Source organism: Pseudomonas putida (genome assembly GCF_001941965.1).
In the GTDB taxonomy this organism is placed as follows: domain Bacteria; phylum Pseudomonadota; class Gammaproteobacteria; order Pseudomonadales; family Pseudomonadaceae; genus Aquipseudomonas; species Aquipseudomonas putida_L.
In genome coordinates, this window is the sequence record NZ_MKZO01000012.1 from 389,098 (window position 1) to 408,879 (window position 19,782).

Annotated in this window: 17 protein-coding genes and 1 pseudogene; 9 read left to right on the top strand and 9 right to left on the bottom strand. The window is 64.7% G+C overall.

All coding sequences use genetic code 11. The features are described from left to right. Window positions 1-23: 23 nt before the first annotated feature. Together PSEMO_RS08820 and PSEMO_RS08825 are read right to left on the bottom strand one after the other, a co-directional pair. The gene (locus PSEMO_RS08820; RefSeq protein WP_075802727.1) at window positions 24-1,103 is read right to left on the bottom strand and encodes an aromatic ring-hydroxylating dioxygenase subunit alpha; all 1,080 of its coding nucleotides are present in this window, start codon (window positions 1,101-1,103) and stop codon (window positions 24-26) included. 33 nt (window positions 1,104-1,136) lie between these two features. After that, window positions 1,137-2,090: a PDR/VanB family oxidoreductase gene (locus PSEMO_RS08825; protein ID WP_075802728.1), complete on the bottom strand. Its 954-nt coding sequence runs from the start codon at window positions 2,088-2,090 to the stop codon at window positions 1,137-1,139. Between the two features lie 256 nt (window positions 2,091-2,346). On the opposite strand from PSEMO_RS08825, the gene PSEMO_RS08830 reads away from it, so the two are divergent. Beyond that, on the top strand, window positions 2,347-2,811 hold the full coding sequence (locus PSEMO_RS08830) for a MarR family winged helix-turn-helix transcriptional regulator (RefSeq protein WP_075802729.1): 465 nt from the start codon (window positions 2,347-2,349) through the stop codon (window positions 2,809-2,811). 13 nt (window positions 2,812-2,824) lie between these two features. On the opposite strand, the gene PSEMO_RS08835 is transcribed toward PSEMO_RS08830, so the two are convergent. The 5 genes from PSEMO_RS08835 to PSEMO_RS08855 all read right to left on the bottom strand — a co-directional run bounded on the left by PSEMO_RS08835 (window position 2,825) and on the right by PSEMO_RS08855 (window position 8,252). Continuing rightward, window positions 2,825-3,580: an amino acid ABC transporter ATP-binding protein gene (locus PSEMO_RS08835; protein ID WP_075802730.1), complete on the bottom strand. Its 756-nt coding sequence runs from the start codon at window positions 3,578-3,580 to the stop codon at window positions 2,825-2,827. Beyond that, on the bottom strand, window positions 3,577-4,689 hold the full coding sequence (locus PSEMO_RS08840; protein WP_075802731.1) for an amino acid ABC transporter permease: 1,113 nt from the start codon (window positions 4,687-4,689) through the stop codon (window positions 3,577-3,579). The genes PSEMO_RS08835 and PSEMO_RS08840 overlap by 4 nt, the downstream gene beginning before the upstream one ends. A gap of 10 nt (window positions 4,690-4,699) precedes the next feature. Continuing rightward, entirely contained in the window at window positions 4,700-5,878 is a 1,179-nt protein-coding gene (locus PSEMO_RS08845) for an amino acid ABC transporter permease (protein ID WP_075802732.1), read from the bottom strand. Window positions 5,879-5,941: 63 nt separating this feature from the next. Beyond that, window positions 5,942-6,988, bottom strand: coding sequence for an amino acid ABC transporter substrate-binding protein (locus PSEMO_RS08850; protein WP_075802733.1), 1,047 nt, complete (start codon window positions 6,986-6,988; stop codon window positions 5,942-5,944). A gap of 364 nt (window positions 6,989-7,352) precedes the next feature. Then, window positions 7,353-8,252, bottom strand: a complete 900-nt coding sequence (locus tag PSEMO_RS08855; protein ID WP_075802734.1) for a LysR family transcriptional regulator — start codon at window positions 8,250-8,252, stop codon at window positions 7,353-7,355. A gap of 132 nt (window positions 8,253-8,384) precedes the next feature. On the opposite strand from PSEMO_RS08855, the gene glyA reads away from it, so the two are divergent. The 6 genes and pseudogenes from glyA to folK all read left to right on the top strand — a co-directional run. After that, window positions 8,385-9,656, top strand: a complete 1,272-nt coding sequence (gene glyA, locus PSEMO_RS08860) for a serine hydroxymethyltransferase (RefSeq protein WP_075802735.1) — start codon at window positions 8,385-8,387, stop codon at window positions 9,654-9,656. 63 nt (window positions 9,657-9,719) lie between these two features. Further along, entirely contained in the window at window positions 9,720-11,051 is a 1,332-nt protein-coding gene (locus tag PSEMO_RS08865) for a D-serine ammonia-lyase (protein ID WP_075802736.1), read from the top strand. Between the two features lie 53 nt (window positions 11,052-11,104). Then, window positions 11,105-12,007: a bifunctional methylenetetrahydrofolate dehydrogenase/methenyltetrahydrofolate cyclohydrolase FolD gene (gene folD, locus PSEMO_RS08870; RefSeq protein WP_075802737.1), complete on the top strand. Its 903-nt coding sequence runs from the start codon at window positions 11,105-11,107 to the stop codon at window positions 12,005-12,007. Between the two features lie 10 nt (window positions 12,008-12,017). Beyond that, a complete protein-coding gene (purU, locus tag PSEMO_RS08875; protein WP_075802738.1) occupies window positions 12,018-12,914 on the top strand; it encodes a formyltetrahydrofolate deformylase in 897 nt (298 codons plus the stop codon). Window positions 12,915-13,079: 165 nt separating this feature from the next. Next, window positions 13,080-14,423: a GntT/GntP/DsdX family permease gene (locus PSEMO_RS08880; RefSeq protein ID WP_075802739.1), complete on the top strand. Its 1,344-nt coding sequence runs from the start codon at window positions 13,080-13,082 to the stop codon at window positions 14,421-14,423. Between the two features lie 14 nt (window positions 14,424-14,437). After that, a pseudogene (gene folK / locus PSEMO_RS33765) lies at window positions 14,438-14,815 on the top strand (2-amino-4-hydroxy-6-hydroxymethyldihydropteridine diphosphokinase); the annotation flags it as partial. Between the two features lie 37 nt (window positions 14,816-14,852). Here the strand turns inward: folK and PSEMO_RS08890 are convergent. After that, a complete protein-coding gene (locus PSEMO_RS08890; RefSeq protein ID WP_075802741.1) occupies window positions 14,853-16,064 on the bottom strand; it encodes an aminotransferase-like domain-containing protein in 1,212 nt (403 codons plus the stop codon). A gap of 81 nt (window positions 16,065-16,145) precedes the next feature. On the opposite strand from PSEMO_RS08890, the gene PSEMO_RS08895 reads away from it, so the two are divergent. Beyond that, window positions 16,146-16,589, top strand: a complete 444-nt coding sequence (locus PSEMO_RS08895) for a MarR family winged helix-turn-helix transcriptional regulator (RefSeq protein WP_075802742.1) — start codon at window positions 16,146-16,148, stop codon at window positions 16,587-16,589. 120 nt (window positions 16,590-16,709) lie between these two features. Here the strand turns inward: PSEMO_RS08895 and PSEMO_RS08900 are convergent, their stop codons facing one another. After that, window positions 16,710-18,092 carry an aspartate aminotransferase family protein gene (locus PSEMO_RS08900; RefSeq protein WP_075802743.1) on the bottom strand — a complete coding sequence of 461 codons (1,383 nt, stop codon included), beginning with the start codon at window positions 18,090-18,092 and terminating at the stop codon, window positions 16,710-16,712. A 334-nt stretch (window positions 18,093-18,426) separates the two neighbouring features. On the opposite strand from PSEMO_RS08900, the gene PSEMO_RS08905 reads away from it, so the two are divergent. Then, window positions 18,427-19,776 carry an APC family permease gene (locus tag PSEMO_RS08905; RefSeq protein WP_075802744.1) on the top strand — a complete coding sequence of 450 codons (1,350 nt, stop codon included), beginning with the start codon at window positions 18,427-18,429 and terminating at the stop codon, window positions 19,774-19,776. Window positions 19,777-19,782: the final 6 nt, after the last annotated feature.

Below are 19,782 nucleotides of genomic sequence, written 5' to 3' on the forward strand. Positions count from 1 at the left end.
GACCCGGAGGTCGCGGAACGAAATCAGGCCGAGGCCTGGCGCAACTGCTCGATGATCTTGCGCGCGCGGTTGGCCCCGACATCGACGTGGATATCGATCATCGGCCTGGGCCCGAATTCGAGCATGTTGCGGTACTGGGCCTCGATCACCACCTTGTCTTCATCGAAGGTCATCGCGGTCTGCTCGACGACCTTGGCCTTGATCGCCTCGACGTCGCTTTTCGGGTTGGTCGCGATGGTCCAGAAGTAGTGACTGGTGGTCTCGGTTTCAGGCGTCACACCGTGGAAACCACGCATGTGGAAACCGCCGCGCCGCGGGTCGTCGAGCGGCTCGGTCCCGGCATCGACTGCACCTGTCCAGATGCGCAGGTGGGACACCAGGAATTCGATTTCCTGCCAGCGATCGACCTTGCCCTGGAACGGGTATGCGGCGCTGTAGGTCGGTGGCGGCTCGGAACCCGGCATGTGACGGATGACCCTGACCGAACCCTCGTCGCTTTCGACCCGCATCTGCGCGTTCATATGGATGCTGGCGTTGCCACCGATGGTGCGCAGGTGCACGTAGCCCAGGTGGCTCAGGTCGAGCAGGTTGTCGTGGATCAGCTGGTAGGGCGCATCGTAGTGATAGATGCCCCCTTCGAAGACGTACTCGCCACTGCTATGGACCTCGTAGGTCGGCGGCTCGGACGATGGCTGCGGCTGCTCGGGGCTGCCGAACCAGATCCAGATGATCTGGTCGCGCTCCTGCACCGGCCAGGCCTGGACCCTGGCCTTGCTCGGGACCTTCGCCTGGCCGGGCACCTCCAGGCACTGGCCCGTCGCGTCGAACAGCAGGCCGTGATAACCGCAGCGCAGGCCCTGCCCTTCCAGGGTCCCGCTGGACAGCGGCAGCGCCCGGTGGCAGCAACGGTCTTCCAGGGCGGCAACCTGGCCCTCGGCGGTGCGGAACAGCACCAGGGGTTTGCCCAGCAATGTGCGCCCCACCGGCTTGTCCTTCAGCTCCCAGGCAAAGCCGGCCACATACCATTGGTTCAGCGGGAATTTCGGTAGTGCGGCCGGCGCGCCGACCTCATAGGCAAGTGCCTGGGCTTTCGATGTACTCATCACAGTCTCCTCTCAGGGTTTTCTTGTTGGGGTTCAGAGATCCAGCACCAGCCGCGGGCTGCGCGAGCGCGAGCAGCAGGGGGTGAAGCAGTCGTTGCGGGCATGCTCGGCGGCCGTCATGAACTGGTCGCGGTGATCGGGTTCGCCACCCAGCACGCGGGTCGTGCAGGCACCACAGATGCCCTGTTCGCACGAGCTCTCGATATCGACGGCGTTCGCCAGGAGGACGTCGAGCACGGTCTGCCCGGCGGGAATGGCGAGCACACGACCGGAGCGCGCCAGCTCGACTTCGAAGGCACGGTCACCGTCCTGCACCTGGGGCTGGGCGGCGAAATCCTCCCGGTGGATCTGCCCGTCGCTCCAGCCACAAGCCCTGGCGGTGGACTGCACATGGTTCATGAACCCGCCGGGCCCGCAGACATACAGCTGGTCGGCGCCCGAGGGATTCGCCAGCAGCCGCGCGGCATCCAGCCGCTGTTCGGCCGGGCCATCGTCGACATGGATACGCAACTGCCGGCCGAACAGCGGGCCGTTCAACAGGTCGAGAAATGCCAGGCGCCCGAGGGAACGCCCGCAGTAGTGCAACTCGAAATCCTTGCCGGCGACGACCAGGGCATGGGCCATCGCCAGGATCGGCGTGATCCCGATACCACCGGCGAACAGCAGGTAGCGTTCCCCGCTCAGGTCGAGATCGAAGAGGTTCCTGGGCTGGCCGATCAGCAGCCGCGCGCCCGCCTCGATCTGCTCGTGCATGCCCCGGGAGCCGCCACGGGAAGCCGGCTCGTGGAGGACGGCGATCAGGTAGCGATCGCTGTCCTCGGGGGAGTTGCACAGCGAGTACTGCCTGACCACGCCGGGCGCCACCTGCACGTCGACATGCGACCCTGCGGTAAACCCAGGCAAGCGGTCGCCATTGGCCGCGAGCAGTTCGAAACTGCAGACGCCCTCGGCTTCGATGATTTTCTGTGACACACGAACTTCGAGCATGAGCCTGCCCTCACCACGGTTATGCAGTGTTTGAAAAATGAAGGTGGGAATGCCGGATTTACCGGCGCAACGACGGTCTTACGGGTCGGCGGGGAGAGAAGGACGCAGGCAGGTCATGACACGGGGCCTCTGGTTTTTATTGTAATGTCGCGTGCGCTTATGATGCGCACGCAGAATCCTCAAGTGATTTTCATCCTAGTCATTTTAGTTGCGATGTCAACCAATTTTCCAAGAACGCACAGGTGCCCTTCCTGCCATGTCCCATACGCCGCTGAATCTGGATCGCTATGTACCGGCCCTGCTCACCTTCCTCACCAACAAGATGTCGAGTGGTGCGTCGGCCTGCTACCGCAAGCATTACGGGATCGGCATCGTCGAATGGCGGCTGCTGGCAATGCTCGCGGTGGAGGACAACATCAGTGCCAACCGCATGGTCCAGGTCATCGGGCTGGACAAGAGCGCCATCAGCCGGGCGCTGCAGACCCTGGAGCGCGACGGGTACGTCTCGACCCGGGTCGATGCGAAGGACGCCCGGCGCTATACCGTCTCGCTGACGGAGCCAGGCCAGGCGCTGCATGACCGGGTGCTGGTCACGGCCCTGGAACGGGAGCGCCTGTTGCTGGGCAATCTGGATGAGCAGGAAATCGAAACGCTGATCGGCTTCCTGCACCGGATGACGGCCCAACTGGACCAGGTCAATGCGGTTGAACCGCAGGCGTGAGGGAGGCCAGGCCTCAGTGCAGTATCTGGCTTAGGAAACTCCGCGTCCGCGGATTGCGCGGGTTGTCGAAGAACTCCCCGGGCGTGGCCTGCTCGACGATCTCGCCCTTGTCCATGAAGATCACCCGGTCCGCCACGGTGCGGGCAAAGCCCATTTCATGGGTGACGCAGAGCATGGTCATGCCGTCCTCGGCGAGGCCGACCATGGTGTCCAGTACCTCCTTGACCATCTCCGGATCCAGCGCCGAGGTCGGCTCGTCGAAGAGCATGATCTTCGGCTTCATGCACAGCGCCCGGGCAATCGCCACGCGCTGCTGCTGGCCGCCGGAAAGCTGCCCGGGATACTTGTGCGCCTGGTCCGGAATGCGCACCCGCTCCAGGTAGTGCATGGCGATGTCCTCGGCCTGGCGCCTGGGCAGCTTGCGTACCCACATCGGCGCCAGGGTGCAGTTCTGCAGGATGGTCAGGTGCGGGAACAGGTTGAAGTGCTGGAACACCATCCCGACTTCACGACGGATGGCTTCGATCTGCTTGAGGTCGTTGGTCAGTTCCACGCCATCCACGACGATGCGCCCTTGCTGGTGTTCCTCCAGACGATTGAGGCAGCGGATGGTGGTGGACTTGCCCGAGCCGGACGGCCCGCACAGGACGATGCGCTCGCCCTGACGTACCTCCAGGTTGATCTGCTTGAGCACATGGAACTGCCCGTACCATTTGTTCATGTCCTCGATGCGGATGATCGGTGCGGACGACGGATTTGCCTGGGTCATGCTTGACGCTCCTGACGCGTGTGGCCGGTATCGAGCTTGCGCTCCAGGCCTCGGGAGTAATGGGACATACCGAAACAGAAGATCCAGAACACCAGGGCCGCGAACACGTAGCCCTCGGTGGCCATGCCCAGCCAGGCCGGGTCGGCGGCGGCCTGCTTGACGCTGTTGAGCAGGTCGAAGAGGCCGATGATCACCACCAGGCTGGTGTCCTTGAACAGGGCGATGAAGGTGTTGACGATGCCGGGGATCACCAGCTTCAGGGCTTGCGGCAGGATCACCAGGCCCATGGCGCGCCAGTAGCCCAGGCCCATGGCCGCAGCGGCTTCATATTGCCCCTTGGGAATGGCCTGCAGACCACCACGTACCACCTCGGCGATGTACGCCGACTGGAACAGGATCACCCCGATCATGGCCCGCAGCAGCTTGTCGAAGCTCATGCCCTCCGGCAGGAACAGCGGCAGCATCACCGAGGACATGAACAGCACGGTGATCAGCGGCACGCCGCGCCAGAACTCGATGAAGGTCACGCAGACCACCTTCACCGCCGGCATCCGCGAACGTCGGCCCAGGGCCAGGAGAATGCCGAGGGGCAAGGCGCCGGCAATACCGACGGTGGCGATGACCAACGTCAGCAGCAGGCCGCCCCATTGGCTGGTGGGCACCTTCACCAGACCGGCCATGCCGCCGAACAACAGCACGTAGGCCAGCAGCGGATACAGCAAGAGGAAGCCGGCGCCATAGAGCGCCTTGCGCGGCAGGCGTTTGAGAAACAGCGGCAGCACGCCCAGCAGCGCCGCCAGCACCACCAGGTCGACCCGCCAGCGCTGTTCGCCCGGGTAGTAGCCATACATGAACTGATCGAAACGCTGATGGATGAACACCCAGCAGGCGCCCTGCCCGCTGCAGTCGGCGCGGCTGGTGCCGAGCCAGTCGGCCTTGAACACGGCCCATTGCAACAACGGCGGAACGATCAGCCAGACCAGGTAGAGCGCACCCAGGGTCAGCAGGGTATTGAACCCGCTGGAGAACAGGTTGGCCCGCAGCCAGGCAACGACCCCGACGGTCTTCACCGGCGGCGGCATATCGGGTTTGAAGACGAAGGCATTCATGCTCGGCTCCTCAGCGCTCGATCAGCGCGATGCGCTTGTTGTAGGCATTCATCAGCAAGGAAATGCCGATGCTGATGACGAGGTACACGCTCATGGTGATGGCGATCACTTCGATGGCCTGCCCCGTCTGGTTCAGCACGGTGCCGGCGAACAGCGACACCATTTCCGGGTAACCGATACCGGCCGCCAGCGAGGAGTTCTTCGCCAGGTTCAGGTATTGGCTGGTCAGCGGCGGGATGATCACCCGCATGGCCTGGGGAATGATCACCTTGCGCAGGGTCGGGCCTTCACGCAGGCCGAGGGAACGGGCGGCTTCGGTCTGGCCGTGGCTGACCGAGCGGATCCCGGAACGGACGATCTCGGCGATGAACGCCGCGGTATAGATCGTGAGGGCCAGGGTCAGCGCCAGCAGCTCGGGGATCAGTACCCAGCCGCCAGCGAAGTTGAATCCTTTCAATTCCGGCAGTTCCCAGCTCAGCGGATTGCCGAACAGCAGCACGCTCAGGCCCGGGATCACCAGCAGCAGGCCGAGGGCGGCCCAGAACGTGTGGAACGGCACACCCGTCGCCTCGAAGCGGCGGTTGGCCCAACGCACCATGAGCACCACGGCGACGATCGCCAGCAGCACGGCGACGGCGAACGGCCAGAAGCCCTCGGCGGTCGAGGCCCCGGGCATGTTCAGCCCGCGGTTGCTGATGAAGAAGGTGTCGTTGATGTTGAAGCTGCCCCGCGGTCCCGGCAGGGTCAGGAACACCGCGAAGTACCAGAAGAGGATCTGCAATAGCGGCGGGATGTTGCGGAAGGTCTCGACGTAGACGGTGGCCAGCTTGTTGATCATCCAGTTCGGCGACAGCCGCGCCACACCGATGATGAAGCCGAGCAGGGTCGCCAGGATGATACCGATGAAGGTCACCAGCAGCGTGTTGAGCAGGCCGATGACGAAGACCCGGGCGTAGCTGTTGGCTTCTTCATAGGGAATCAAATGCTGGGCGATGCCGAAGCCGGCGCTGCGTTCGAGGAAGTCGAAGCCGGAGGTGATACCCCGGTGTTGCAGGTTGGTCTGGGTGTTGTGGAACAGGTAGAAACCGACCGCCAGGACGACGGCGACGGTGACGAGCTGGAAGAGCAAGGCGCGCAGGCGCGGATCGCCCAGCGAGAATTTACGCGAGGCAGGAGCAGTGGTTTGCATGGTTCGACTCTACCGGACAGGCAATCAGGCCATTGCCCGGCGCCAGGCCGGGCAACTCCAGGTTCAGCGCACAGGGGGACCGTATTGCAGGCCGCCCTGGCTCCACAGCGCATTGAGGCCGCGCTTGATCTTCAGGTCGCTGCCGGTGCCGAGGTTGCGCTCGAAGGACTCACCGTAGTTGCCGACCTGGGCGACGATGTTCACCACCCAGTCGTTGGGCAGGTTGAGGTCCTTGCCCAGGCTGCCTTCGACGCCGAGCAGGCGGGCCACGTCGGGGTTCTTCGCGCCCTTGGTCAGGTCCTTGACGTTGGCCGAGGTCACGCCCAGTTCCTCGGCATTGAGCATGGCGATCTGGGTCCAGCGCACTACCGAATACCACTCCTCGTCGCCACGGCGCACCGCAGTGGTCAGCGGTTCCTTGGAGATCACTTCGGGGAGTACGGCGTAGTCGTCGGGGGACGCCAGCTTCAGGCGCTGGCCATAGAGTTGCGACTGGTCAGCGGTGAGCACGTCGCAGCGCCCTGACTCCAGGGCCTTGAAGGACTCATCGGAAGTGTCGAAGGAGATCGGCGTGAACTTCAGGCCGTTGGCGCGGAAATAGTCGGCCAGGTTCAGTTCGGTGACGGTACCGGCCTGGATGCAGAAGGTGGCGCCGTCCAGTTCCTTGGCGCTGTTGACGCCAAGCTTCTTGTTCACCAGGAAGCCCTGGCCGTCGTAGTAGGCGACCCCGGCGAAGAGGATGCCCATGGAGCCGTCACGGGAGGAGGTCCAGGTGGTGCTGCGGGAAAGCAGGTCGACTTCGCCGGATTGCAGGGCGGTGAAGCGTTCCTTCGCCGTGAGCTGGGTGTAGCGGACCTTTTCCGAGTCGCCGAAGATCGCCGCCGAGACGGCCCGGCAGACATCGACATCGAAGCCGTGGAAGCTGCCCTTGGCGTCGGTGAAGGAAAAGCCCGGCAAGCCGTCGCTGATGCCGCACTGGATAAAGCCTTTCTTCTTGATGTTGTCCAGGGTGGTGCCAGCCATGGCGCTGGTCGAGAGCAGGGAGGCCAGGGCCAGCCCTGCGACGCTGAGTGCCAGGGTGGAGAGGTTGTTTTCTTTTTTCATTTTTATCGCCCTTGTTTATTGCAGCAGAAACCCTCCGCCCGGGCGGGATGCACGGCAGGCGGAAATTCGAACAGCAGAAAGAGGCAGAAAACAGCGAACGGGCGTCAGGGCCCGGGGACAAGGTGGTGCACAGGTACGAGTGGCATCGTCGGCCCTCTCTTTATTGTTTTGAAAAGGCCCCCGTGTGCAGGGGGCGAAGTGTGAAACGCCGTCAGAGCAGGACAACGAGGTGATCGCTATCGGCCCTGGGAGAACCGTAGCGCCAGTGGAAGGAGAGAAAAAGCGAATAATTCTGCAAGTATGGGTAAGGGAAACTTACTGATTGAACTGCAATGCAAAGCCTGACCCGCTCCCACAGGGTCCGCGTACATCAGCGAAATGCCAGGGCATGCTCCTCAAGGCACTGAATGAACACCCGCAACGCCGGGCTCTTCTTTTCTCCCTTGCGATAAGCCACCGAGATCCGCCGGCGAATCTCCGGCACCAGCCGGCTGACCCGGACACCCTGCATCTCGGTATGCGCCCGCAGTCCCGGGAACATGGCAATCGCACAACCCTCGCGAATCAGCGCACTGGTCACCTCGGCGCCCTTGCAACGGGCAATGATCTTCGGCACATACCCCGAGCGCTGGCAGGCCTCGCTGAGCATCCGCGTATAGGTGCCCGACGCCGTATCGATCACCCAGTGCTCACCCTCCAGCTCCGCCCAGCTCACTTCATCCCGGCCAGCCAGCGGATGATCCGGCGCCATCATCACGTGGAAGACATCCTCGATCAGCGGCGTCAGCTCGATCCCGGGGTCGAGCAGCCCCGGCGGGATATTCAGGTCGTCGATCAGGGCCACGTCGGTCTGCCAACTGCGCAGGGCATTCAGGCCCTCCTCCGGCTCCATCTCCTCGAACAGCACCTCCAGCCGTGGATAGGCCGTGCGCAAGGCACGCATGGTCCTGGGCATCAGCGCCGAGGCCACCGAGGGAAACGCCGCCACGCGCAGATCCCCGGCCACCACCTTCTTCAGCTCGGCCATATCGGCCCGCGCCGACTCCAGCTCGGCGAAGATGCGGTTGGCCCGCTCCACCAGGGTGCGCCCGGCAATGGTCAGCTCGACGCCACGTCCGCGCCGCTCCACCAGATCGATACCCAGCTCCTGTTCCAGCAGCGAGATCTGCTGCGAGACCGCCGACGGCGAAACGTGCAGCGCCTCGGCCACCGCCGCCATGGTCTTGCGCACCGCCAGCTCGCGCAGGGCGCCCAGTTTGCCGATATCCATCGCGCTTCTCCCCCTCGCCCCAATCGTTAAGTTCGGCTTACGTATCCTTGAAATATTATTCGCTTTTTTTGAGTTTTTGCAGGCGATAGGCTGAAAAAAACCCAAGAACAACCCGATAAAGGTACCGCCGCCATGACGCATTCCTACTTCAACGACAACCTTGCATTGCGCGACCCGCTGATCTTCAAGGCGCTGGACGACGAGAAAAAACGTCAGCAGGGCCAGATCGAGTTGATCGCCTCGGAGAACTCGGTCAGCCGCGCCTCCCTCGAAGCCCTCGGCTCGGTGATCACCAACAAGACCGTCGAAGGCTACCCGGGCAAGCGCTTCCACGGCGGTGCCGATTTCGCCGACGTGGTCGAGCAGGCCGCGATCGACCGGGCCAAGGCGCTGTTCGGTTGCGAGTACGTGAATGTCCAGCCGCACTCGGGTACCCAGGCCAACCAGGCGGTGTTCTTCGCCCTGCTGCAACCGGGCGACGTGGTCCTGAGCCTGGACCTGGCCGCCGGCGGCCACCTGAGCCACGGCGCCAAGCCCAACCAGTCGGGACGCTGGTTCAGCATCGTGTCCTACGGCGTTGACCGCGAAAGCGGGCGCATCGACTACGAGAACGTCGAGGCCCTGGCCCTGGAGCACAAGCCGAAGCTGATCATCTCGGGCGGCTCGTCCTACCCGCGGGAAATCGACTTCGCCCGCATGCGCGGCATTGCCGACAAGGTCGGCGCCACCTACCTGGTGGACATGGCCCACTTCGCCGGCCTGGTCGCCGCCGGGGTGCATCCGTCGCCGATTCCCCATGCCGACTTCGTCACCTGCACCACCACCAAGACCCTGCGCGGCGCCCGTGGCGGCCTGGTCATGACCAACCGCGAGGACCTCTTCAAGAAGCTCCAGCCCGCCGTGTTCCCCGGCGTGCAGGGCAGCGCGCACCTGGCGACCATCGCCGGCAAGGCGGTGTGCCTGGGCGAAGCGCTGACCGATGAATTCAAGACCTACGGTGCCAATGTGAAGGCCAACGCCCGCCTGCTGGCCAAGGTCCTGCAGGCGCGTGGTGTGCGCATCGTCAGCGGCGGCACCGATACCCATGTGGTGCTGGTGGATGTGTCGTCCAAGGACCTCACCGGCCAGCACGCCCAGGATGCCCTGAGCAGCATCAACATCACCTCGAACAAGAACCCGATCCCCTTCGACAGCGCCCGCCCTTCGGAGTGGAAAGGCCTGCGCCTGGGCTCGTCCGCCGGCACGACCCGTGGCTTTGGCGCCAAGGAGTTCGAGGCCATCGGCCACCTGATCGCCGATATCTTCGAAGCCCAAAGCGCTGATGAGGCCAGCCGTGCCAAGCTGATCGAGAAGAGCCGCGCCGCCGTGACCGAACTGTGCGCAGCGTTCCCTATCTATGCCTGAGACGTGGCGGCGGGCACCGGCCATGGTGCCCGCCGCACTCTCCCCTGCTTCAGGAAAACAACGATGAGCGTCGAACTCCCCAATGATCCCGCCCGCGAAGACGTCCTGGCCGCACGCCCGGCGCTGTGGCTGAACCCCGGCCTGAAGGACAACGGCATCGCCGACCCGGCCCTGCCGGTGCGCGCCGCCCAGGTCGACGAAGCCGAGCACAACTGGCAGGCCCTGGCGCCGCTGCTGCAACGCTGCTTCCCGGAACTGGCCGCCGCCAGGGGCCGCATCCAGTCGCAACTGATCGAGGCCAAGGCCTTGCGCGAAGCCCTCGGCTACCAGGACGCCGACTACGGTCGCGTGTTCGTCAAGGCCGACGGCGACCTGCCCGTGGCCGGTTCGATCAAGGCCCGTGGCGGCGTCTACGAAGTCTTCATGCATGCCCGCAAGATGGCCGAAAAACGGGGCATCCTCACCCCGGGTGGCGATATCACCGTATTGGCCGGCGAGCAGGCCCGGGCACTGTTCGCCCAGCACACCATCGCCGTCGGCAGCACCGGCAACCTGGGCCTGAGCGTCGGTATCGCCGCCCGTGCCCTGGGCTTCCGCGCCGTGGTGCACATGTCCGCCGATGCCAAGCAATGGAAGGTCGATCGCCTGACCCGCCTGGGCGTGGAAGTGGTCCGCCACCAGGCCGACTACACCACCGCCGTGGAGCATGCCCGGGTGGATGCCGAGGCCGACCCGAGCATCTATTTCGTCGATGACGAGCGCTCGCAGATGCTGTTCTTCGGCTACAGCGCGGCCGCCAGCGAACTGGCAGCGCAACTGGCTGCCGCCGGGGTGCAGGTGGACGCCGAGCATCCGCTGTTCATCTACCTGCCCTGCGGTATCGGCGGCGCGCCGGGCGGCGTGGCCTACGGGCTCAAGGCGATCTTCGGCGATGCCGCCCACACCTTCTTCGTCGAGCCGGTGCAGTCGCCCTGCGCCCTGGTGCACATGATGAGCGGCGCCGAGGAGCTGGTCTCGGTCTACGACGTCGGCCTGAACAACCGCACCGAGGCGGACGGCATGGCCGTGGCACGCATGTCGGCCTTCGTCGCCGAGGTGATGAAACCGCTGCTGGCCGGGGTCTTCACCGTGGCCGACGACGATCTGTTCCGCTGGCTGTGGATGGCCGAGACCACCCAGGCGATCCGCCTGGAGCCGTCCGCCACCGCCGGTTTCGCCGGGCCGCAGTTCATCGTGCGCAGCCCGCGTGGCCTGGCCTATCAGCAGGCCCGGGGCCTGAGCGGCAAGCTCGCCAACGCCACCCATGTGGTGTGGACCACCGGCGGCGCCTTCGTGCCCGAAGAGCAGTTCCAGCAGTTCCTGCAACGTGGCGCCGCCCTGGTGGCCGGCGACTGAACCGCAGCACCTGCGCCCCGCCAAGAACAATAACGATGTCGAGGTAACGCTCCATGAACACACCCTTCCTGGCCGAACGCATCGACGGCAAAGGCTTTGCCGCCGATCTGGTCGAACGCCTGGCCGACGATGTCCGCGATTTGCAGGCACGCACCGGCATCACCCCGGGCCTGGCCGTCGTGCTGGTGGGCGAAGACCCGGCCAGCGCGGTCTATGTCAGCGCCAAGCACCGCCAGACCCTGGCCGTCGGCATGCAGTCCTTCGTCCACCGCCTGCCGGCCAGCACCAGCCAGGCCGAACTGATGGACCTGCTGGCGCAGCTGAACGCCGCCAGCGAGGTCAACGGCATCCTCGTGCAACTGCCGCTGCCGGCGCACCTGGACAGCAACGCGGTGATCAACGCCATCGATCCGGACAAGGACGTGGATGGCTTCCATATTCTCAATGCCGGTCGCCTGGCCACCGGCCAGGACGCCCTGGTGCCGTGCACGCCGCTGGGCTGCCTGCTGATGTTGAAGGATCGCCTGGGCAGCCTGTCCGGCCTGAATGCGGTGGTGGTGGGCAAGTCCAATATCGTCGGCAAGCCCATGGCCCAGTTGCTGATGGCCGAGAACTGCACGGTGGCCGTGGCCCACTCGAAGACCCGCGACGTCCCGGCCCTGTGCCGCAGCGCCGACATCCTGGTGGTCGCCGTGGGCCGTCCGGAGCTGGTCAAGGGCGACTGGATCAAGCCGGGCGCGGTGGTGATCGATGTCGGCATCAACCGCATCGAGCGCGACGGTCGCTCGCGCATTGTCGGCGACGTGGCCTTCGCCGAAGCCGGGCATGCCGCCGCGATCACCCCGGTGCCCGGTGGTGTCGGCCCGATGACCATCGCCTGCCTGCTGGCCAATACCGTGACCGCGTTCAAGCGCCAGCACCCCCTCGTAACCCAACCCGCCGCCGCAGCCGTTTAAGGTGACCCCGATGAGCCAGAACAAACCCAACTACGTCCTGCGCGTGAGCTGCCCTTCGATCCGCGGGGTGACCGCCGATATCACCGCGTTCCTCTCCGGGCGCGGCTGCAATATCCGCGACAGCGCGCAGTTCGACGACGAAAGCACCCGGCGCTACTTCATGCGCATCACCTTCCGCTCCGAGGAAGGCCGCTCGCTGGTGGACCTGGACAACGAATTCCGCGAGATCGCCACGAAGTACCGGATGGACTACGAGTTCTTCGACGAACGCACCAAGCGCAAGGTCATCCTCATGGTCTCGCGCTTCGGCCACTGCCTGAACGACCTGCTGTACCGCTGGGGCATCGGCGTGCTGCCGATCAATATCGTCGGGGTGATCTCCAACCACCTGGACTTCCAGAAAGTGGTCGAGGGCCATGGCATTCCCTATCACCACATCAAGGTGACCAAGGAGAACAAGGCCGAGGCCGAAGCCGAGCAGATGCGCATCGTCCGCGACACCGGCGCCGAGCTGATCGTGCTGGCGCGCTACATGCAGATCCTCTCCGACGAGATGTGCCAGCAAATGTCGGGGCGGATCATCAATATCCACCACTCGTTCCTGCCTTCGTTCAAGGGTGGCAGCCCGTACCGGCAGGCGTTCGACCGCGGGGTGAAGCTGATCGGCGCGACCTCGCACTTCGTCACCGCCGACCTCGACGAAGGCCCGATCATCGAGCAGGACATCGTCCGCATCACCCACGCCCAGAGCCCGGACGACTATGTGTCGCTGGGCCGCGACGTGGAGAGCCAGGTGCTGGCCCGGGCCATCCACGCCTATGTGCATGGCCGGGTGTTCCTCAACGAGAACAAGACCATCGTGTTCCCGCCTTCGCCGGATTCCTATTCGTCCGAGACCATCGGTTGACGCCTGCGCGTCAATCCTGGTGCCTGCGTGTTTGACCAAACCCAAGCAGGTGCAACACCCCTCCCGGAGTTCCGCTCCGGGAGGCCCCTCATTCACGCCGGATCACGGCGACAGGCCGAACCGGCGTCGCTGCACCAAAAAAACAACAAGGTGCGAGACCTCGACATGCAAGAGACTACCTGGCTGCTGGGGGTGCTGTTCGCCTCCATTGCACTGATCATCTTCCTTATCATGAAAGTCCGCCTGCACGCCTTCATCGCCCTGGTGATCGCCTGCTTCGTGGTCGGTTTCGGCTCGGGCATGGAACCGGCCACCATCGTCAAATCCCTCGAGGCCGGCTTCGGCGGCACCCTCGGTTTCCTGATCGCGATCATCGGCCTGGGCGGCATCCTCGGGAAAATGCTCGAAGAGTCCGGCGGCGCCGAACGCCTGGCCAAGACCCTGCTGGCGAAACTCGGCTCGACCCGGGCCCACTGGGTCATGGCCATCGTCGGCGCCATCGCCGGGATCCCGGTGTTCTTCGAAGTGGGTTTCGTCCTGCTGATTCCGCTGGTCTACGTGGTCGCCCGGGAAACCCGGATCAACCTGATGTACCTCGGCATCCCCCTGGCCATTTCCCTGCTGACCATCCACTGCATCCTGCCGCCGCACCCGGCGGCCATGGCGATCACCGGGATGCTGCATGCCGATGTCGGCATGGTGATCCTGTATAGCTTGCTGGTCGGCATCCCGACCATGATCGTCGCCGGGCCGATCTGGGTCAGCCTGTGCTGCGGCCGCCAGGCGAGCGAAGCGCAGCAGGTGTTCCTGCAATCCCATGGTGCGCGGGTCGCCAGTGATCGCGCGCTGCCGGGGATCGGCATCACCCTGTTCACCATCGCCCTGCCCCTGCTGCTGATGGTGCTCAAGACCGCCACCGCCGGCTTGCCCGAGACCTCGCCGGTCCAGCATGTGGCGCGCTTCGTCGGCAACCCGCTGACCGCCCTGCTGATCTCGGTGGCCTTCGCCTACTGGTCCCTCGGCCTGCGCCAGGGGCGGAGCATGGCGCAGTTGCTGGAGGTCACCCAGCGCAGCTTTCCGCCGCTGGCCAATATCATCTTCGTCATCGGTGCCGGTGGCGCCTTCAATGCGGTGCTGATCGAAAGCGGCGTGGGCAAGGCGATCTCCGGGCTGCTGGCCGGGACCGATATCAACCTGATCATCCTCGCCTGGTTCATTGCCTGGCTGATGCACTTCGCGGTGGGTTCGGCCACGGTGGCGATGGTCAGTGCCGCGAGCATGATCAACCCGATGCTGGCGGCCGACCCGCACCTCAAGCCGGAGATCCTGGTGATCGCCATCGGTGCCGGCTCCATCGGCTGGGCCCATGTCACCGATTCGGCGTTCTGGGTGGTCAAGGAGTACCTGAACGTGTCGCTCTCGGAAGCGCTGAAGAAGTTCACCGGCGGTACCGTGGTGGCCTCCATCGTCGCCCTGCTGGCGACCCTGGTACTCGATTACTTCATCTGACGGTGACCCCACGCATGACCCAGCATCGGATTTTTCTCGGCCTTGGCAGCAACGTGGAACGGGAGACGCACCTGCAGATCGCCCTGCACATGCTGGATGAGCACCTGCGGGAGATCCGCTGCTCGCCGATGTATGAAAGCGTCTCCCTGGAGGGCGACCAGCCGCCCTTCTACAACCTTGTCGTGTCGGCGCTGACCACGCTGTCGGTGGGCGAGCTGATTGCCTGGCTCAAGGAGATCGAGCACCTGCACGGACGGGACAGGAGCCGGCAGCAGTTGATCGCGCTGGATATCGATCTGCTGCTGTTCGATGACCTGCGGGGCGTGGTTGACGGTGTCGAGTTGCCCCGCGGCGAAATCCTGACCCGCTCCTTCGTGCTCTACCCGCTGCAACTGCTGGCGCCCGGGCTGCTGCATCCGCTGACCGGGGTCAGTCTTGCCCGGCACTGGCAAGCGCTGCGACCGGGGCCGGCGTTGCAGCCGGTGCGCTATCCGTTGCTGCACGTATCACCTGCGCCAGACGGCGCAGGCCTTCGTCCAGCAGTGCGGGATCGACATGGCTGAAGTTCAGCCGCAAGTGGCCGTGGTTCGCCTCCGGGTCCGGGAAGAACGGCTCGCCGGGCATGAACGCGACATCGACCGCGAGGGCGGCGTCGAGCAGCTTGCGGGTATCCAGCGGCTGCTTGAGGGTCAGCCAGAAGAACAGGCCGCCGCTGGGCAGGTTCCATTCGGCGAGGTCGGCGAAGTGGGTTTCCAGGGCTGACTGGAACGCATCGCGGCGCACGCGGTAGTAGCTGCGCAGTTCGCCCAGGTGCTGCTTGAGCCGGTCAGTGCCCAGCCATTGCAGGGCCTGCCACTGGCCGACCCGGTTGGTGTGCAGGTCGGCCGCCTGCTTGAGACGCAGCAGGTGTGGGAACAGGTCCGGGCTGGCGATCAGGTAGCCGACCCGCAGGCCCGGCAGCAGGGTCTTGGACACGGTGCCGGTGTAGATCCAGCTCGCCCGCTGCAGGCGGCTGACGATGGGGCGCGCATTGACGCCATCGAAGGTCAGTTCGCGGTAGGGTTCGTCCTCGATCAGGGTCACGCCGAACTCGTCGAGCAGCGCGGCGACGGCATCGCGTTTTGCCTCGCTGTAGCAGACGCCGGACGGGTTCTGGAAGGTCGGGATAAGGTAGATGAAGGCCGGGCGGTGCTGCTCCAGGCGGTCGCGCAAGGCGGCCAGGTCGGGGCCGTCGGCGTGCAGCGGGACGCAGATGCAGTCGGCGCCAAAGAACTGGAAGATCTGCAATGCCGCCAGGTAGGTCGGCGCTTCCAGAAGGATCTCGGTGCCCTTGTCGATATACAGCTTGCCGGCCAGGTCCAGGGCCTGTTGCGAACCGCTGACCACCAGCACCTGGCTCGCCTCGCAGGGGATGCCCAGCGCCCGCGCCTCGGCGGCCAGCACCTCGCGCAGCGCCGGCTCGCCTTCGCTCATGCCGTATTGGCCCATGGACACCGGCATGGCGCTCCAGTCCACCGCCGGCAGCATGGCTTCGGCCGGCAGCCCGCCGGCAAAGGACATCACTTCCGGACGCTGGGCAGCGGCGAGGATTTCACGGATCAGGGAACCTTTGAGGCGGGAAGCACGTTCGGAGAAAGGCATGGGCGGCACCAATGGCGAGGCGTGGGTAAATAAGTCAAAATGCTTGACCGAAATTACGTCAGCCTCTCAGGAAGTGTCAACATGATTGACCTAAAAAACACCGCCGCGCAGCAGATGGCCATGGAAGCCTTTTTCTTCGGCTACCTGGCCTTTACCGGCAAGGCGGACGAGATGCTGGAGCGCCGGGGCTTGAGTCGGGTGCACCAGCGCATCGTGTTCTTCATCGCCCGCTATCCGAACCTGAGCGTCAAGGAACTGCTGGGGGTGCTGGGGGTGAGCAAGCAGGCACTGAACACACCGCTGCGGCAGTTGATGGAGATGCATCTGGTGAACAGCGTGGCGTCCGAGAGCGACAAGCGAAAGCGTCTGCTGGAACTGACGGCGGAGGGGGTGAAGCTGGAGCAGATGTTGCGCAAGGAGCAGGTGAAGCTGCTGGAGCGGGCGTTCGATGAGGCGGGGGAAGAGGCGGTGATGGGGTGGTTGGCGGTGAATCAGGCGCTGGGTGGAGTGCCATCAGTGGATTAACGCAGACCCTGTGGGAGCTGGCTTGCCAGCGATGAGGTCGGCACAGGCAATGATGTTGCCAGGCCGGGCCCAATCGCTGGCAAGCCAGCTCCCACAGGGGTCTGCGGTGTCCCTCGGATCTTAGAGTTTGCCCAAGGCCTGCGCCGTGCGATCTACCGCCCGACGAGTCTTCTCCACTAGCTCATCCAATTCGCTGTGGTTGGCGATCAACGCCGGCGCCATGATCATCCGCCCCAGGGTCGAACGGATGATCACTCCCTCCTCGAAACCATAGGTCCGGCACTGCCAGGCCAGGTCGTTCTCGTTGTCGTAGCGCTTGCGGCTGCCCTTGTCCTCGGCGAACTGCAACGCCGCCACCAGCCCCGCCCCCTGCACCTGGCCAATCAGCGGGTGATTCTCGAACACCTCGCGCAGGATGCGTTGCAGGTACGGCCCGGTATCTTCCTTGACCTGACGCACGATGCCTTCATCGCGCAGCGCCTTGAGGTTGGCGATGGCCACCGCCGCCGCCACCGGGTGCCCGGAATAGGTCAGGCCGTGGGCAAACACACCACCGCGCTCGACCAGCGCCTCGGCAATACGCTTGCTCAGCACCAGGCCACCCATCGGCACGTAACCCGAGGTCAGGCCCTTGGCGATCGACAGGGTGTCAGGCTCGAAGCCGAAGTATTCATGGGCGAACCATTCGCCGGTGCGACCAAAACCACCGATCACTTCGTCGGCACACAGCAGCACATCGTACTGCCGGCAGATGCGCTGGATTTCCGGCCAGTAGCTTTCCGGCGGGAAGATCATCCCGCCCGCGCCCTGGAACGGCTCGGCGATAAAGCCGGCGACGTTCTCGGCACCCAGTTCAAGAATCTTCTCTTCCAGTTGCAGCGCGCAGCGACGGCCGAACTCGGCCGGGGTCAGCTCGCCACCCTCGGCGTACCAGTAAGGCTCGTCGATATGCGCGACATCCGGGATCAGCCCGCCCATCTCGTGCATGAACTTCATCCCGCCCAGCGCCGTGGCCGCCAGGGTCGAGCCGTGGTAGCCGTTCCAGCGGCCGATCATGATCTTCTTGCTCGGCTGGCCGACCACCTGCCAGTAGCGGCGCACGGTACGGATCAGCACCTCGTTGGCCTCCGAGCCGGAGTTGGTGTAGATCGCGTGGCTGTAGTGCGTGGGCAGCAGGCTGAAGAGCAGTTCGGAGAGCTCGATCACCGCCGGGTGGGTGGTGTGGAAGAACATGTTGTAGTAGGCGAGCTGGTCCATCTGCGCGGCGGCGGCGGCGGTCAGGTCCTTGCGTCCGTAGCCGAGTTGGGTACACCACAGGCCGGACATGCCGTCCAGGTAGCGCTTGCCTTCGCTGTCCCACAGGTGCAGGCGCTCGCCACCGACGATCACCCGCGGCCCTTCGGCGTTGAGCGCCTTCTGGTCGAGGAAGGCGTGGATGTGGTGGGCGGCATCGGCAGCCTGGTAATCGCGGGTCTGGCGCTGGGGGACGAAAGGCGCGTTCATGGACGGTGTTCCTCTTTTTTGTCGTTTGGGTACTGCACTGCCCGGAGAGCTTGACCCAGTGCGACCCGCGCCGAAATCACCCTTCGGGGTGATGCCCGCGCCTCACCCCAAGGGGTGATTCCGCCAGCCGATCGGGCTGTGGGAGCATCCGTCCAGGCCCGAACGTGGCCTTGTCCTTCGTGCCAGATCAATAAAGAGAACAACGTCATGAAGCCGCCGTCCTTGCGTTCCCCTTAGCGATTCCCTCCAGCTCCCTCCTCCCTCTAAAACCTTCGCAGGGACCCGCTCCCACAGGGTCCGCGTCGCTCTTTGAAACTGTTTTCAGGAGTCAGCAATGCATACAACAACTACAACCGCTGCGCATTCCACCTCACGCTTTCGCAAATCCATGGGCATGACTGCCCTCGTGCTCTTCGGCCTCGCCTACATGGTGCCCCTGGCGGTGTTTTCCGCCTACGGGCTGGTCGCCCAGACCACCAAGGGCCACCTGCCCACTGCCTACCTGCTGACCCTCGGCGCCATGCTGTTCACTGCCTACAGCTACGGGCGCATGGTCCAGGCCCATCCCTACTCCGGCTCGGTCTACACCTACACGCGCAAGGCCTTCGGCGCCCACGCCGGGTTCATGGCCGGCTGGACCCTGCTGCTCGACTACATCTTCCTGCCGCTGCTCAGCTACCTGCTGATCGGCATCTACATGTCCGAGTACTTCCCTAACATCCACGCCTGGGTCTGGGTGCTCGGCTCGATCAGCGTGGTGACCTTCCTCAACCTGATCGGCATCGAGTCGGTGACCCGGGTCAACTGGATCCTGGTGGCGGCGCAATTGGTGTTCATCGTGGTGTTCGTCGCGCTGTCGATCAACAGCGTGGCGGCCCAGGCCGAGCCCGTGTCGCTGACCGCGCCCTTCTACCACGAAGGCTTCAGCGGCTCGGCGATCATGGCCGGCGCGGCGGTGCTGTGCCTGTCGTTCGTGGGCTTCGACGCGGTGTCGACCCTGGCCGAGGAAACCACCGACCCGACCCGACGCATTCCCCGGGCGATCATGGCGGTGTCCCTCAGCGGCGGCCTGCTGTTCCTCGTGGTGTCCTACTTCGCCCAACTGGTGCACCCGGACTGGAACAGCTTCGCCGACCCCGACTCGGCGCCGGTGGATGTGATGAAAAGCGCCGGCGGTCAGATCCTCGCCAACGCCTTCACCGCCACTTATGTCGCCGGCTGCTTCGCCTCGGCGATGGTCTCCCAGGCCAGCGTCTCGCGGGTGCTGTTCGCCATGGGCCGCGACGGCGCCCTGCCCCGTGTCTTCGGCCAGTTGGTAACGAAAAAGCGCGTACCGGCCTTCGCCATCATGGTGGTCGGCCTGGTCTCGTTGAGTGCGCTGGTGATCAGCCTGGATACGGTCGCCAACATGATCAGCTTCGGCGCGCTGTTCGCCTTCTCGGCGGTCAACCTGGCGGTGGTCAAGCACTACCTGGCCGACCAGAAACTGCGCGGCACGGCGAACTGCCTGCGCTATGGCGTGATTCCGGGGCTGGGCTTCCTCAGTACGCTGTGGTTGTGGACCAGCCTGTCGAGCATGTCCTTCACCATCGGCCTGTGCTGGATGGGGCTGGGCGTGGTGTTCCTGCTGGGGCTGACCCGGGCGTTCCGGGTCAAGCTGCCGGAATTGCAGATGGCGGACTGAACCGGG

Excerpts from the sequence above, each read along its gene's own strand:
- PSEMO_RS08820 (WP_075802727.1), bottom strand. The coding sequence starts at position 1,103 with ATGAGTACATCGAAAGCCCAGGCACTTGCCTATGAGGTCGGCGCGCCG.
- PSEMO_RS08825 (WP_075802728.1), bottom strand. The coding sequence starts at position 2,090 with ATGCTCGAAGTTCGTGTGTCACAGAAAATCATCGAAGCCGAGGGCGTC.
- PSEMO_RS08830 (WP_075802729.1), top strand. The coding sequence starts at position 2,347 with ATGTCCCATACGCCGCTGAATCTGGATCGCTATGTACCGGCCCTGCTC.
- PSEMO_RS08835 (WP_075802730.1), bottom strand. The coding sequence starts at position 3,580 with ATGACCCAGGCAAATCCGTCGTCCGCACCGATCATCCGCATCGAGGAC.
- PSEMO_RS08840 (WP_075802731.1), bottom strand. The coding sequence starts at position 4,689 with ATGAATGCCTTCGTCTTCAAACCCGATATGCCGCCGCCGGTGAAGACC.
- PSEMO_RS08845 (WP_075802732.1), bottom strand. The coding sequence starts at position 5,878 with ATGCAAACCACTGCTCCTGCCTCGCGTAAATTCTCGCTGGGCGATCCG.
- PSEMO_RS08855 (WP_075802734.1), bottom strand. The coding sequence starts at position 8,252 with ATGGATATCGGCAAACTGGGCGCCCTGCGCGAGCTGGCGGTGCGCAAG.
- glyA (WP_075802735.1), top strand. The coding sequence starts at position 8,385 with ATGACGCATTCCTACTTCAACGACAACCTTGCATTGCGCGACCCGCTG.
- PSEMO_RS08865 (WP_075802736.1), top strand. The coding sequence starts at position 9,720 with ATGAGCGTCGAACTCCCCAATGATCCCGCCCGCGAAGACGTCCTGGCC.
- folD (WP_075802737.1), top strand. The coding sequence starts at position 11,105 with ATGAACACACCCTTCCTGGCCGAACGCATCGACGGCAAAGGCTTTGCC.
- purU (WP_075802738.1), top strand. The coding sequence starts at position 12,018 with ATGAGCCAGAACAAACCCAACTACGTCCTGCGCGTGAGCTGCCCTTCG.
- PSEMO_RS08880 (WP_075802739.1), top strand. The coding sequence starts at position 13,080 with ATGCAAGAGACTACCTGGCTGCTGGGGGTGCTGTTCGCCTCCATTGCA.
- PSEMO_RS08890 (WP_075802741.1), bottom strand. The coding sequence starts at position 16,064 with ATGCCTTTCTCCGAACGTGCTTCCCGCCTCAAAGGTTCCCTGATCCGT.
- PSEMO_RS08895 (WP_075802742.1), top strand. The coding sequence starts at position 16,146 with ATGATTGACCTAAAAAACACCGCCGCGCAGCAGATGGCCATGGAAGCC.
- PSEMO_RS08900 (WP_075802743.1), bottom strand. The coding sequence starts at position 18,092 with ATGAACGCGCCTTTCGTCCCCCAGCGCCAGACCCGCGATTACCAGGCT.
- PSEMO_RS08905 (WP_075802744.1), top strand. The coding sequence starts at position 18,427 with ATGCATACAACAACTACAACCGCTGCGCATTCCACCTCACGCTTTCGC.